Source organism: Actinomadura fulvescens (assembly GCF_039533225.1).
Classification (GTDB): domain Bacteria; phylum Actinomycetota; class Actinomycetes; order Streptosporangiales; family Streptosporangiaceae; genus Spirillospora; species Spirillospora fulvescens.
The window spans coordinates 657,948-670,755 of sequence record NZ_BAAATD010000002.1 but is presented as its reverse complement, the minus strand read 5'-3'; the positions used below and the strand labels follow the sequence as shown (position 1 = coordinate 670,755).

Here is a 12,808-nt window from a genome sequence, read left to right as displayed (position 1 = left end):
TTCCAACTGTTCCGATCTTGTCGTCCCCTCGCGCGCGCGGCCGGTCAGACGGTCGCGAGCGCCGCGGTCGGGGCGAGGCGGGCGGCGCGCATCGCGGGGTAGAGACCGGCGACCGTGCCGATGGCGAGGGTGGCCACCAGCGCGCCGCCGAGTGACCAGGACGGTACGACCGGCGGCCAGCCTCGATAGGCGGCGAATCCCACGGTGACGACGATGCCGAGGAGCACTCCCACGAGCCCGCCGAACGCCGACAGCAGGAGCGACTCGGCCAGGAACTGCACCCTCACCTGTCCTCTGGTCGCCCCCAGCGACCGGCGCAGCCCGATCTCGCGCCGCCGTTCGAGCACCGAGATCACCATCGTGTTGGCGACGCCCACCCCGCCCACCAGCAGGGCGACCGCGCCCAGCCCGAGCAGCAGGTTGGTGAACGCCCCGGCCGCGGCGGCCTTGGCCTCCAGCGCGTCCGACGGGCGGCTGACCTCGACCTCCTCCGGCTTCTCCGGGTTGACCGTCCGGGCGAGGACGTCCCGCACCTCCGGTACCGCGGCGTCCGCCGACCGCTCGTAGATCGTCGTCGGATGCCGGTCGAAGCCGAGGTACTGCTCGGCGGCGTCCCATCCCACCAGCGCCGAACGGTCGATCTCCGGCGCGAGTTCGGCCGGCTGGAGGATGCCGATCACGCTGAACCAGCGCCCGCCGATCCACACCTGGCCGCCGACCCGGTCGAAACCCATCCGCCGGGCCGCCTCCGAGCCCAGCACCACCGCCGGATAGCGCCCCGTTCCCGCGTTCAGCCACGTCCCCTTCCGCACCCGTACGTTCAGCGTGCCGAGCAGATCTCCCGACGCCGCCTGCACGGCGATGCCGCTCGTCACCTCCTCGGCGATCCGGTCGGTCCGCCGCATCGACGCGTCCACCGTGCCCGTCGCGGCCACCGACCTCACCGGCCCGATCCGCGCGACCATGCCGGGCGCGTTCTCGGGCAGCTTCGCGTTCTCCCCGAACAGCGTGTCGCCCGGCGAGACGGTCAGCAGGTTGGTGCCGAGCCGGTCGATGCGCCGCAGGAGTTCCTCCTTGCTCGACGACGAGATGCCGATGACCGACACCATCGTGGCGATCCCGATGGCGATCCCGAGCGCCGACAACACCACCCGGGTGGGCCGGGCCCTGAGCCCGCCCAGGCCGACCCGCACCACGTCCCGCCCGCTCAGCCGCGCCGGCGCCAGCCCGCTCATGACGCCTGCTCGTCGGCGACGATCAGGCCGTCCCGGACCCGCACCCGCCGCGGCGCCCACGCCGCGACCTCCATGTCGTGCGTGATGACCGCGACCGTCGTGCCGCCCCGGTACAGCTCGCCCAGCAGGTCCAGCACGCCCTCGCCCGCCGCCGAGTCCAGGTTGCCGGTCGGCTCGTCCGCCAGCAGCAGATCCGGCTCGCCGACCACGGCCCGCGCGATCGCGACCCGCTGCCGTTCCCCACCGGACAGCTCGTTCGGCCGATGCCGCACCCGTTCCCCGAGCCCGACGCGTTCCAGCGTGGCCTCGGCCCGGGCCCTGCGCTCCTTGAGCGGAACGCCCGAGTACAGGAGCCCGTCCGCCACGTTGTCGAGCGCGCTCACTCCATCGGCCAGATGGAACTGCTGGAACACGAATCCGATATGCCGTGCCCGCAGGGCCGACAGCTCCCGGTCGTTCAGCTCGGCGACCTCGTGCCCGGCGATGCGGACGGCCCCCGCGCTCGGCCGGTCCAGCGTCCCGATCATGTGCAGCAACGTGGACTTGCCCGACCCGGAGGGCCCCACGATCGCGGTCAGCTCGCCCCTCTCCACCACCAGATCGACTCCTCTGAGAGCGGCCACCCCGCCCGGATACTCCTTGGTCACGCCCCGGAGTTCGACGATCGTCATGAGGCCGGCACCCCGACCTTCATGCCCTCCTTGAGCCCGGCGCCCCGGATCTCCACACGCCCGCCCCCGAACGCCCCGGTGGTGACGGCCACGACGGATCTCGCGGCCCCCTCCACGACCTCGACGCCGAAGCCGCCCTCCTTCAACGCGAGCAGCGCCTCCACGGGCACCGACAACACGCCCTTCGTCCGTTCGCTCTCCAGCTCCACCGTCACCGGTGCCTGGTCCAGCCGGCCGGTCTTGGCGCCCCTGTCCAGCCCGATCTCGACATCCACGGTGGTCTTGGCGTTCTGCTCCGACCCCGTCTTCTCCGCGACGTTCCCCACCGTGGAGATCCGCCCCCGCACCACGCTCCCGTCCGGCAGCTCGACCTCCACCCGGGCGCCCTTCCGCGCGAGGTCCTGCTTGTCGGCCTCAAGGTCCACCCGAACGACCCGCCGCAGCCCGGTCACCGTCAGCACGGCCTGTCCCGCCGCCGTCCGCGAGCCCTCCGCCGCCTTCACGTCCTTGACCCGCGCGGCCCCCGGCAGAAAGACGACCTGACCAGCATCAACAGTCCCGGTCTCCGCAAGCCCCCGATCGTCCTGCCACTCCTCGACGGCCGCCGAGGTGGCCGCCGTGAAGTCCTTGTCCACCGTCACGTCGTACCCGAGCGCCTCCAGATTCCGCTCCAGCTGCTCGACGTCGTTCCCTTCGACCCCCTCCCCCAGAGTCCGGTACATCGGCTCATCCCCATACAACAGAGTCACGGGCTTCCCGTTCACCTTGAGCAGCGTCCTGCCCCTTTGCACGACACGCCCTTCCTCAGGCGCCGCGGTCACCACCCCCGACACCCCCACGCTGACGGCGCGCTCGTCCTCATAGGTGAGCGTCCCGTCCACCTTCTCGCTGTCCACCAGGTCGCCCCGCGTGATCGTCGCGGTCCCCATGGCCTGCGGCTCGGCGGCGGCCTCGCCGTCCCCCCGGCTGAGCCCGAACCCGAGCCCGCCCCCGGCGACGACGACCGCGGCCCCGATCACCAGTGCCCGCTTCACTTCCGCCCCGCCATGAGGTGCTTGCAGGCCTCCCGCGCCTTCCGCGCCTTGTCCGGGCTGACCTCCCCTTCGACCTTGAAGGCCCCGTCAGGCCCCGGGTCCTTCATGTCGACCCCGTTCTCCCGCATACATTGCGCGAACTTCGTCGCCTCGTCCCGGACCTTGGGGTCCTTCAGGTCGGGCATCTTCCCGCCCGCCTCCAGGAACGGCCGGCACTTCTTCATGGCCGCCTCCAACGCGCTCCGGTCCACCCCCTTGCCGCCCAGCCGGATGTCCCGCTTGTCGGTCCCCGGCTTCGGATCCGGAACGTTGACCCCGTTCTCCCGCATGCACTGCGCGAACTTGAGGTCCGCCTCCTCCGGCGAAAGCGACTTGGAGGGCGAAGCCGAAACGGCCTTCCCACCCCCCGCGGAGGCCACCCCTCCCTCACCCTCACTCCCACAAGCCGTGACGACCACGGCCAAGACCACCAGTCCCAAAACCCGGAACCCCATCTCGACGTCCTCCCCGCCAGGGCCACACACCCCAGCAAGCAGCCATGAGACAAACCACCCCGTTAAACCCGCATTAGCGCCCGGTCGCGGCCCATCGTCCCGGGCCGGTTTCAGGGTGGGCGGGTGGGCGGGACTGTCCCGGTCGGGTGGGCCGGTTCCTGGACGGGGGTGGTGGGCGGTCCACTGGGCGGGATCGGTCGCCGCGAGGGCGGCCCGGGTCTGAGAGGGAGCTCGAATGAGGACCATGACGAAGGTGTTCGTGCCGCTGATGGTGGCGGGGGCGACGCTGGTGCCGGCCACGACGGCGTCGGCCGCTCCGGTCGCGCGGGAGGCAGCGGCTCCGGCGTTCGCCGTCGACCGCGGGATCGGTGTCATCCCGGCACGCAACCTGATCAGTGGAGTCGGGAGGATCAGGGACCTCACGGCGGGGAACGACGCCGTCGCGGTCCAGACGTTCATCCAGCGCCGGGTCGGCAACCGGTGGGTGGACGTCGTGCGCGGCCGGCGGGTGGCCGGTAACAACGTCGCCACCAGCCGGATCGCCTGGCGCCGGTGCGCCAACGGGAAGGTCTACCGGGTCAAGGTGAACTTCAACTACAAGAACCGCGTCCGCGGAAGCCGGTTCACCGCCGCGGTGGTGTGCTGACTCAGAGGGACTCGGCGACGGTCTGAGCGATCACCGTGGTGTACCGGATCACTCCGGGCGAGCTGACCGTGCAGCGGTCGCGGATGGGACTGGTGCTGCGGCAGAGCTGACGGGCGTCGTGGTCAGGGTGCAGCTGGGCGACGCCGCCGAACGCGCGCGGGTGCGTGCAGAGGCCGTAGCGCCGTTCGGCGTCGTCGCAGGGCAGGAAGGCCGTCCAGCGGTAGCGGCCGTCGCGGACGGTCTCGTACACGTTGGCCGCCAGGCTGACCTGGTGTCCGGCGTCGGACACCAGGTCGCCGTACTCGTCGGCGACGGTCTGGTAGACGTCCTCGTTCAGGCGGCGGACCCGTTCGGGCCGGGCACGGTCCGGGCCTTGCAGGATCCACACGAGACGGGGACGGGGGATGCCGAGGCGTACCGACTGCTGGGTGATCTGCTGGGCGGCCTGGCGGGCGGCGGAGTGGTAGCGGGCGAAGTACTCCTCGCTGCCGGGGGCTCCGCCGCCCGTGCAGCCGGTGGAGGAATGGCCCCAGAACTGCAGGAGGACCAGGCGCGGTCTGGTGCGTGCGATCAGGGCCGACAGCCGGTCGGGTCGTAGGTAGTCGCACAGCGTGGCGCGTGGACGGGCGGTGGAGACGACTTTGGCTTTGCCGCTCCGGTGAACGAAATAGGTCAGCGCTCTGGAGGTCTCGGTGACGAGAGAGTCACCGACGTACAGCACCGTGGGCGCTCCGGCCGGGGCCGCGGGAAGCCTGCGCAACTGCGCCTCGGTCGGCGGCGGCACCTTGAGGGTCGCGGGAGGCGACGGCGGGGTGCCCCCCATCGACAGCGGCTGCCGTGTCGGTTCGTTCGCTGGGTCGTCCAGGATCACGGCGACACCGACGGCGATCAGTGCGGTGACCACGCCCAGTTCTGCCAGCAGTCGGATGCGCCGGGGATTTCTTGTCGGTTTGACGCTCGCGGGAGGTTCTGGCGGCGGTGGGTTCGGTGGTGCCACCTCTACCACGGCCACGCGCCTCCGCGCCGCGGCCCACTCCCGCACTTCGTCGTCATCGCAGCCACAGGCCCGGGCGAACGCGGTGACCAGATGCTCCTGCGGTACGCGGTCACGTGACAGCGCCGAGGTCACCGTCGTACGCGGCAACGCCTCGCCGGCCTGGGCCGCCCTTCTTTCCAGTTGCCGAAAGCTCAGTCCCGCCCAGCTCTTCAACTGCCGCATGGTGGCGACGAAGTCGGCGGGGGTCGCGGCATGGCGGGGCGTGGGCCGTTCCGACTCAGAGACCACTACGACACCTCCATCGTCAGGAGCAGACTAGGGAACGGTGAGTCACTCCGGCATCACAATGCCCGGTCCGCCGCCGGCCCTCGGGGCCTGGAGACGCAAGCGACCGGAAGCGGCCTCGTGGAACGCGCCACGGTTGACAGGAGCCGACGGCCATAGGAGCGCGGTGGCCGGGGAAGACCCCGACGTATGCTTATCGATCTTTCGGGGAAGACGGCGCTGGTCACGGGGTCCACGCAGGGCATCGGCGCGGCGATCGCGGCGGGGCTGGCGCGGGCCGGGGCGCGGGTGGCGGTGAACGGGCGCGGCGCGGAGAGCACGGAGGAGGCCGCCGGGCGGCTCGGGGCCGAGGTGCCGGGGGCGCAGGTGGTGCCGATCGCGGCGGATCTCGCGTCGGAGGACGGCGCCAGGAGGGTCGTGGAGGCGCTGCCGGACGTGGACATCCTGGTCAACAACCTCGGCATCTTCGAGTCGCGGCCCGCGCTGGAGATCTCCGATACCGAGTGGCGGCGGTTCTTCGAGGTGAACGTGCTGGCGGCCGTCCGGCTCACCCGTGCGTACCTGCCGAGGATGAAGGAACGGTCATGGGGGCGAATCCAGTACGTCGCCAGTGACTCGGCGGTGGCCGTGCCCGCGGAGATGATCCACTACGGCATGTCCAAGACGGCGCTGCTCGCCGTGTCCCGGGGCTTCGCCAAGGAGGCCGCCGGAACGGGCGTCACGGTCAACTCGGTCATCGCGGGGCCCACGCACACGGGCGGAGTCGAGGATTTCGTCTACCAGCTCGTCGACCGCGACCTGCCCTGGGAGCAGGCGCAGCGGGAGTTCATGCGCGAGCACCGGCCGCAGTCGCTCGTGCAGCGGCTGATCGAGCCCGAGGAGATCGCCAACATGGTGGTCTATCTCAGCTCGCCGTTCGCGTCGGCCACCACGGGCGGCGCGCTGAGGGTGGACGGCGGTTACGTCGACTCGATCCTTCCCTAGGCCCGGACCGCGACGGGCAGCCTGGCCGGTCCGCGAAGATTGATGCGCCCGTTCCACTCGACGTCGCCCGCGAAGGACAGGTCCGGGAAGCGCCGTACGAGGCGTTCGAACGCGACGCGGCCCTCCAGGCGGGCGAGTGCGGCGCCCAGGCAGTGGTGCGGGCCGACGCTGAACGCGACGTGCTGCCGCGCGTTCTCGCGGTCGATCCGCAGCGCGTCCGCGCCGGGTCCCCAGAACTTCTCGTCGCGGTTGGCCGACGCCAGGCACGCGATGACGAACGCCCCGGCCGGGATCTCGCGGCCCTGGGCGACGTGCGGCTTGAGGGTGATCCGCCGGGTCTGCTGCACCGGGCTGTCGTACCGCAGGAACTCCTCCACGGCGTTCCCCGTCAGCTCCGGGCGCTCGCGGAGCAGCGCCAGCTGGTCCGGGTGGCGCAGCAGCGCGATCGTGCCGTTGGCGATCAGGTTGACGGTCGTCTCGTGGCCCGCGACGTAGAGCAGGACCACCTGCGCGACCAGTTCGTCGTCGCTGAGCCGGTCACCGCCGTCCTCCGCGGCGATCAGTGCACTGAGCAGGTCGTCGGCCGGGTTCGCACGCTTCCACCCGATCAGCTCCCGGGTGATCGCGGTCATCTCGGCTCCGGCCTGGGAGATGTCGGTGAGCGCCTCCGGCTCGAAGACCGGTTCGAGGGACCGGACCAGCCTGCCGCTCAGGTCGCGGATGCGGACCTGGTCGGTGGGCGGCAGGCCCAGCATGTTCGAGATCACCGTGAACGGCAGCGGGAACGCCAGCTCCTCCACCAGGTCGGCGCGGCCCGCCGCCGCCATCCGGTCGAGCGCCGCGTCGACGAGCGCGGTGATCTCGGGTTCGAGCGCCGCGATCGAGCGGGGCGTGAACACCCTCGACACCAGCGAACGCAGGCGCGTGTGGTCCGGCGGGTCACGGTCGAGCATGGACCTGTTGAGGACGTTGAAACCGTCGCCCTCCAGCAGCTCGTACTGTTCCTGGGCCGCTCCGCCGAGGCTGGTGCGCCGCGCGTCGACCGAGTGCCCGGCGCGCAGCAGCGCCACGACGTCCGCGTGGTCGCTCAGGATCCAGAAGCCGAACGGATGCTCCTGCACCGGGTCGTGCTCGCGCAGCATGCGGTACGCCGGGTACGGGTCGTCGGTGAAGCCGGGCTCGAACGGGTTGAACAGCGTTTCCATCTCGGTCATCGGGTGCCCCTCAGAAGGCGGAGATCCAGCCGCATGGCAGGACCTTTCGGCGCCGGCGGGCGGAGGCCGCCGCGGGAGGAACAGCGTCCACCTGCGGCGCGGGACGGACGGCGTCCATCTGCGACTGTGCGGCGCCCGCGGGCGGCGGTGCGGGCCTAGGCCAGTCGTCGGGCTTCCGGTAGATCCCGGTCGCGGCGTACAGCATCAGCTGGTGGCGAGCGTGCAGCGACGCCAGTGCTGGATGGTCGAGGTGCGCGTCCAGCAGGAACCGCGCGGCCGGCATGGTGTCGGCTAGGCCGAGCCACAGCTTGTCGAGTGCGGCCGCCGGATCCGGCGGCCAGTCTTCGAGGATCGCGTCGAGACGCGCGTCGAAGGCCCGGTACCAGCGCACCTGGACCTCCATCAGAAATCCCTTGAATCCGCCGAACTCGGCGTCCACGTCCGCCTGCCACCGTGCCGGAAGCTCCGGACGGCCGCGGTCGGCGAGGTCCGCCAGTACCTCGTGAACGAGCTGGTGGCGGCGGTGTGATCGGCTCCACGACACTGTGAATACCTACTTTGTGTTGGAGACATACGCTGCGTATGTTCGTATACTCCACGTATGTCACCTGTCAAGAGCAGGCGCGAGCAGTACTCGGAAGAGACCAGGGCCGCGCTGCTCGACGCGGCCACCCGCCGGTTCGCCGAGCACGGCTTCGCCAAGACCTCTCTGGAGGACGTCGCCGCCGACATCCGGGCGACCCGCGGCGCCGTCTACCACCACTTCCCCAACAAGACGGCTCTCTTCCAGGCCGTGTTCGACGCCCTGGAGATCGAGATGATCCGCCGGGTGACCGAGGCCGCCGCGCGTGAGGCCGACCCGTGGCGGTCCGCGATGGCGGCCCTGGATCTGTTCCTCGACCACTGCTGCGACACCGTCTACGGGCGCATCGTGTGGCAGGAGGCGCCCATCGCGCTCGGCTGGCAGCGCTGGCACGAATGCGAGGCCGAGTACGCCCACGGCCTCATCGAGCAGCTGATCCAGGCCCTGATCGAGAGCGGCGACATGCCGCCGCTGCCGCTCGGGCCGGTGTCGCGCATCACGTTCCACATCTTCGGCGCCGCCGGGATGGCCCTCGCCGAGACCGCCCCGGAGGACAAGGCCCGCGTCCGCGGCGAATACGCGCTGGCCATCGGCCACCTCTTCGACGGCGCCCGGCTCCCGCGCTCCTGACCGTCCCGCCCGGCCACCGGCTTATCGGGGTTTAACGCTCCGGCGTGCATGCTCCGTGAGGGAGCGTGGCGGCACGCTCCTGGCGGGAGCGTGCGGCATGTTCCCGGTGGCAGGGGGTGGGGCACGCATGCGGGTGTTGATCGTCGAGGACGAGCGGCTGCTCGCGGACACGATCGCCGACGGGCTGCGCGAAGAGGCGATGGCCGTGGACGTGGTCTACGACGGGGACGTCGCCCTCGAACGGGCCTCGTACATCGAGTACGACGTGATCGTGCTGGACCGCGACCTGCCCACCGTGCACGGCGACGACGTGTGCCGCGAGCTGGTCGCCGGGCAGTCGGCGGACGGGCGGGCCGCCGGGCGCATCCTGATGCTGACGGCCGCCGGCGACGTCGAGGAACGGGTGGACGGGCTGCTCATGGGCGCCGACGACTACCTGCCCAAACCGTTCGTCTTCAGTGAGCTCGTCGCGCGGGTCCGGGCGCTGTCGCGCCGGTCGCTGCCGCCGGTGCCGCCGGTCCTGGAGAAGGCCGGGATCAGGCTCGACCCGTACCGGCACACGGTCGAACGGGACGGCCGGGAGCTCAAGCTCACCAAGAAGGAGTTCACCGTGCTGGAGGAACTGCTCAGGGCCGGCGGGGGCGTCGTGAGCGCGGAGCGGCTGCTCGACCGGGCGTGGGACGAGAACATCGACCCGTTCAGCAACATCGTGCGGGTCACCATGGCCACCCTCCGCAAGAAGCTGGGCGAGCCGGCGGTGATCGAGACGGTCACGGGCTCGGGGTACCGGCTGTGAAACGCCTGAGCGTGCGGGCGCGGTTGACGCTGGTGTACGGGACGTTGTTCCTGGTGACGTCCACGATGCTGGTCGGGGTGACCTATCTGCAGACCGTCAAGGCCATGGACAAGCGGTTCAACGTCGCGTTCCAGACGGAGAAGACACCGGCGATCCGGTCGCTCGAAGGGTTCGACCGGCTGCCGCCGGCGGAGCAGGTCCGGCGGTTCATCACCGCGCGCACGGAACTCCAAGCGCAGGTCGACAAACGCCTTCGGGAGCAGAAGCGGGACGTGCTGCGGCAGATGTTGCAGAACTCGGTGGTCACGCTGCTCTTCCTGGGGCTCGCGGGCATCGGGATCGGCTATCTGGTGGCGGGCCGTACGCTGCGGCCGATCCACATGGTGACGGCTACCGCGCGCCGCCTGTCGGAGAGCAATTTGCACGAACGGATCGCGCTGACCGGCCCGCAGGACGAGATCAAGGATCTCGCCGACACGTTCGACCGGATGCTGGACCGGCTGCACCGCGCGTTCGACGCCCAGCGCCGGTTCGTGGCGAACGCGTCGCACGAGCTGCGCACGCCGCTGACGATCAACCGGACGGTGCTGGAGGTGGCCATCGCGAGCCGCCGGAACCCGCCGGAGACCAAGGCGCTGGCCGACGTGCTGCTGGGCAACACGGCCCGGCACGAACGGCTGATCAACGGGCTGCTGCTGCTGGCACGGTCCGAACGCGAGCTGAACGCGCCGGCGCCGACGCCCCTGGAGGACGTGGTGCGCAGCGCGGCCGACCAGCTCGACGGGCTCGCGGGCGAGACGGACGTGGACGTGACCGTGGAGGCCGCGCCCGCGACGACGGTCGGCGATCCGGTGCTGCTGGAGCGGTGCGCGGTCAACCTGCTGGAGAACGCGCTGAAGTACAACGTGCCCGGCGGCAAGGTCTGGGTCAGGACGTGGCGGCGGCGTGACCAGGCGCTGTTGCGGGTCGAGAACACCGGGCGGCCGGTCCCCTCCTACGAGCTCGGCACGATCTACGAACCGTTCCGCAGGCTGGGCGCCGACCGGATCGGGTCGGCCGACGGGGCCGGGCTCGGCCTGTCGATCGTGCGGGCCGTGGTGCGGGCGCACGGCGGCACGATCGACACGGTGTCCCGCCCGGACGGCGGGCTCGCGATCACTGTGCGGCTGCCTGCGGCCCCTGCGGCCGCTCTTCCGCGGGCTCCGTGACGTACGGGGCGGCCAGCGGCGCCGGCTCGGGAACAGGCGGTGGCCACACGGAGGGCCAGCTGACCCGCCCTTCCAGGCTCAGCGCGCCCGGCTCGCTCCACCGACCCTCATCGTTGCGGTGGTCCTCGACATCCCACCGGCGACCGGAACCGGACGGTTCCGGGACGGCCGCGGCCCGCGCCCCATCGGCGGAAGGGTGCGAGAAGGCGCCGGGCGCACCGCTGTACGCCGCCGCACCGTCCGCCGTCGCCGTGCGCGCGGCCGCACCGCCCGCCGCCGCACCGCCTGCCGCCACATCGCCCGCCGCATCGCCCGCCGCCGCCGCACCGCCTGCCCTCGCCGCACCGCCCGCCGCCGCTGTACCGCCTGCCGTCGCCGTACTCGGCGTGGCGGTCAGCCAGCGGTGCACGACCTTGCCCGTCGCGTTGCGGGGAAGCTCGGCCAGGAAGTGCACGTCGCGCGGCACCGCGTAGCGCGCGACCTGGGCGTGCACGTATGAGCGGACGGCCTCCGGGTCGAGGTCCACGCCGGGCCGGGGCACGACGAACGCGGCGAGCCGCTGGCCCCACTCGTCGTCGGGCACGCCGACCACCGCGACCTCGTGCACGCCGGGCACCTTCAGGATGGCGTCCTCCACGTCGCGGGGCACCACGTTCTCGCCGCCCGACACCACCATGCCGTCGGCCCGGCCGTCCACGAACAGCAGTCCGCGATGGTCGATGTGGCCGAGGTCGCCGGTCGACAACAGCCCGTCCCGTACCTCGGTCGGCTCGCCGCCCGTGTAGCCCTCGAACAGCAGCTCGTTGGCGGCGAAGATCCGCCCGATCGTGGAGCGCCCGGCCGGGCGGTTCTGGTCGTCCAGGATGACCAGGCGGGTGTTGCGCGGCGGCCGTCCGGCCGTGCGCGGGTCGGCGCGCAGGTCGCGCGGCGTCGCGATCGACACCCAGGACGCCTCGGTGGACCCGTAGACGTTGTAGAGGACGTCACCGAAGGCGTCCATGAACCGGGTGGCCAGGTCGCCGGGCAACGCCGCGCCGGACAGCGCGACGATCCGCAGTGAGGACGTGTCGTACCTGCGCAGCACGTGCTCGGGCAGGTCCATGATGCGCTGGAGCATGACGGGCACCGCGAAGACCGTGACGTCGCGGTGCCCGGCGATCGCGCGCAGCGTTCCCTCGGCGTCGAACCTGCGCCGCAGCACCACCGGCGCGCGCAGCCCCCACGCCATCTGCAGCGCCGCGTACCCCCACGTGTGGAACAGCGGCGCCTCGATGATCATGGTCTGCCGGGAGCGCAGCGGGATGCGGGAGGTCATCGACGCCAGCGGCCACAGTCCGGGCCGCGGCGGGCGGCGAGCGCCCTTGGGGCGGCCCGTGGTGCCGGAGCTGAGCACGATCGTCCGGCTGTTGATCTGCGGTGGCCGCAGCGCGGGCGCCGGGCTGGCGTGCACGATCTGCTCGATCGTCCGGCCGGATCCGGCCGGGTCGCCGGGCCGGTCGGCCCACACGACCACGCGGCGCAGGGCCTGCGGCGAGGCGGCCAGCAGCGGCGCGAACTCGGCGTCGGCGACCACCAGGTCCATCCGCAGCTCGGTCAGCACGTTGCGCAGCTGCCCGCCGCCGAAGCCCGTGTTGAGCAGGACGACCTCCACGCCGCGCTTGCTGCAGGCGACCAGGGTCTCGACCATGCCGCGGTGGTTGCGGCACAGGACGCCGACGCGCGGGCGCGGGCCGTCCAGCGGCAGTCCGACGGCGAGCCGGGTGGTGCGGTCGTCGAGCTCGGCGAACGTCAGGACGCCCTGCTCGTCGATCACGGCGGGACGGCCGGGGCTGCGGGCGGCGCCGGAGACGACCGAGCCGGCCAGTGTCGTGCCCCACATCCGGAGCAGGCCGAGCTGCTGGAGCACCCGCTGCGGCGCGCCGCCGAACAGCAGGCCGGTGCGCGACAGCAGCATCGTGAGATCACGGACATGCCCGATCCGCTGCAGCGGTCCAGGGCGATAGGCGGGCCTGGCGTGCGCCAACGCATCCT

General features: G+C 71.8%; 13 protein-coding genes. 5 read left to right on the top strand and 8 right to left on the bottom strand.

The features are described from left to right. Positions 1-44: 44 nt before the first annotated feature. From ABD333_RS09905 to ABD333_RS09890, 4 genes are read right to left on the bottom strand one after another with little or no spacing between them, the layout of a single operon-like run. Complete coding sequence (locus ABD333_RS09905; protein ID WP_344539859.1) at positions 45-1,235, bottom strand: ABC transporter permease; 1,191 nt, start codon at positions 1,233-1,235, stop codon at positions 45-47. Continuing rightward, on the bottom strand, positions 1,232-1,906 hold the full coding sequence (locus ABD333_RS09900) for an ABC transporter ATP-binding protein (protein WP_344539858.1): 675 nt from the start codon (positions 1,904-1,906) through the stop codon (positions 1,232-1,234). The genes ABD333_RS09905 and ABD333_RS09900 overlap by 4 nt, the downstream gene beginning before the upstream one ends. Then, positions 1,903-2,940, bottom strand: a complete 1,038-nt coding sequence (locus tag ABD333_RS09895; RefSeq protein ID WP_344539856.1) for a peptidoglycan-binding protein — start codon at positions 2,938-2,940, stop codon at positions 1,903-1,905. Before ABD333_RS09895 ends, ABD333_RS09900 begins: the two co-directional genes overlap by 4 nt. Next, a complete protein-coding gene (locus ABD333_RS09890; protein WP_344539854.1) occupies positions 2,937-3,434 on the bottom strand; it encodes a hypothetical protein in 498 nt (165 codons plus the stop codon). The genes ABD333_RS09895 and ABD333_RS09890 overlap by 4 nt, the downstream gene beginning before the upstream one ends. A 235-nt stretch (positions 3,435-3,669) precedes the next feature. Between ABD333_RS09890 and ABD333_RS09885 the strand changes: the two genes are divergently transcribed. Next, positions 3,670-4,080: a hypothetical protein gene (locus ABD333_RS09885; RefSeq protein ID WP_344539853.1), complete on the top strand. Its 411-nt coding sequence runs from the start codon at positions 3,670-3,672 to the stop codon at positions 4,078-4,080. Position 4,081: 1 nt separating this feature from the next. Here the strand turns inward: ABD333_RS09885 and ABD333_RS09880 are convergent, their stop codons facing one another. Next, the gene (locus ABD333_RS09880; RefSeq protein WP_344539852.1) at positions 4,082-5,365 is read right to left on the bottom strand and encodes a helix-turn-helix domain-containing protein; all 1,284 of its coding nucleotides are present in this window, start codon (positions 5,363-5,365) and stop codon (positions 4,082-4,084) included. A 186-nt stretch (positions 5,366-5,551) separates the two neighbouring features. Between ABD333_RS09880 and ABD333_RS09875 the strand changes: the two genes are divergently transcribed. Next, entirely contained in the window at positions 5,552-6,346 is a 795-nt protein-coding gene (locus ABD333_RS09875) for an SDR family NAD(P)-dependent oxidoreductase (protein WP_344539850.1), read from the top strand. On the opposite strand, the gene ABD333_RS09870 is transcribed toward ABD333_RS09875, so the two are convergent. Together ABD333_RS09870 and ABD333_RS09865 are read right to left on the bottom strand one after the other, a co-directional pair. Next, complete coding sequence (locus ABD333_RS09870) at positions 6,343-7,560, bottom strand: cytochrome P450 (RefSeq protein ID WP_344539849.1); 1,218 nt, start codon at positions 7,558-7,560, stop codon at positions 6,343-6,345. The genes ABD333_RS09875 and ABD333_RS09870 overlap by 4 nt on opposite strands. A gap of 10 nt (positions 7,561-7,570) precedes the next feature. Further along, a complete protein-coding gene (locus ABD333_RS09865) occupies positions 7,571-8,104 on the bottom strand; it encodes a hypothetical protein (protein ID WP_344539848.1) in 534 nt (177 codons plus the stop codon). 57 nt (positions 8,105-8,161) lie between these two features. Between ABD333_RS09865 and ABD333_RS09860 the strand changes: the two genes are divergently transcribed. The 3 genes from ABD333_RS09860 (at position 8,162) to ABD333_RS09850 (ending at position 10,777) form a co-directional block, all read left to right on the top strand. Beyond that, the gene (locus ABD333_RS09860) at positions 8,162-8,773 is read left to right on the top strand and encodes a TetR/AcrR family transcriptional regulator (RefSeq protein WP_344539846.1); all 612 of its coding nucleotides are present in this window, start codon (positions 8,162-8,164) and stop codon (positions 8,771-8,773) included. Between the two features lie 127 nt (positions 8,774-8,900). Next, positions 8,901-9,569 (top strand): response regulator transcription factor, encoded by a 669-nt coding sequence (locus ABD333_RS09855; RefSeq protein WP_344539845.1) that lies wholly within the window; start codon positions 8,901-8,903, stop codon positions 9,567-9,569. Next, positions 9,566-10,777: a sensor histidine kinase gene (locus ABD333_RS09850; RefSeq protein ID WP_344539844.1), complete on the top strand. Its 1,212-nt coding sequence runs from the start codon at positions 9,566-9,568 to the stop codon at positions 10,775-10,777. The genes ABD333_RS09855 and ABD333_RS09850 overlap by 4 nt, the downstream gene beginning before the upstream one ends. On the opposite strand, the gene ABD333_RS09845 is transcribed toward ABD333_RS09850, so the two are convergent. After that, positions 10,725-12,800, bottom strand: a complete 2,076-nt coding sequence (locus ABD333_RS09845; RefSeq protein WP_344539843.1) for an AMP-binding protein — start codon at positions 12,798-12,800, stop codon at positions 10,725-10,727. The two genes, ABD333_RS09850 and ABD333_RS09845, sit on opposite strands and share 53 nt — an antisense overlap. Between the last annotated feature and the right edge of the window lie 8 nt (positions 12,801-12,808).

Coding starts and splice junctions, on each gene's coding strand:
- ABD333_RS09905 (WP_344539859.1), bottom strand. CDS start 1,235: ATGAGCGGGCTGGCGCCGGCGCGGCTGAGCGGGCGGGACGTGGTGCGG.
- ABD333_RS09900 (WP_344539858.1), bottom strand. CDS start 1,906: ATGACGATCGTCGAACTCCGGGGCGTGACCAAGGAGTATCCGGGCGGG.
- ABD333_RS09890 (WP_344539854.1), bottom strand. CDS start 3,434: ATGGGGTTCCGGGTTTTGGGACTGGTGGTCTTGGCCGTGGTCGTCACG.
- ABD333_RS09885 (WP_344539853.1), top strand. CDS start 3,670: ATGAGGACCATGACGAAGGTGTTCGTGCCGCTGATGGTGGCGGGGGCG.
- ABD333_RS09875 (WP_344539850.1), top strand. CDS start 5,552: ATGCTTATCGATCTTTCGGGGAAGACGGCGCTGGTCACGGGGTCCACG.
- ABD333_RS09870 (WP_344539849.1), bottom strand. CDS start 7,560: ATGACCGAGATGGAAACGCTGTTCAACCCGTTCGAGCCCGGCTTCACC.
- ABD333_RS09860 (WP_344539846.1), top strand. CDS start 8,162: ATGTCACCTGTCAAGAGCAGGCGCGAGCAGTACTCGGAAGAGACCAGG.
- ABD333_RS09855 (WP_344539845.1), top strand. CDS start 8,901: ATGCGGGTGTTGATCGTCGAGGACGAGCGGCTGCTCGCGGACACGATC.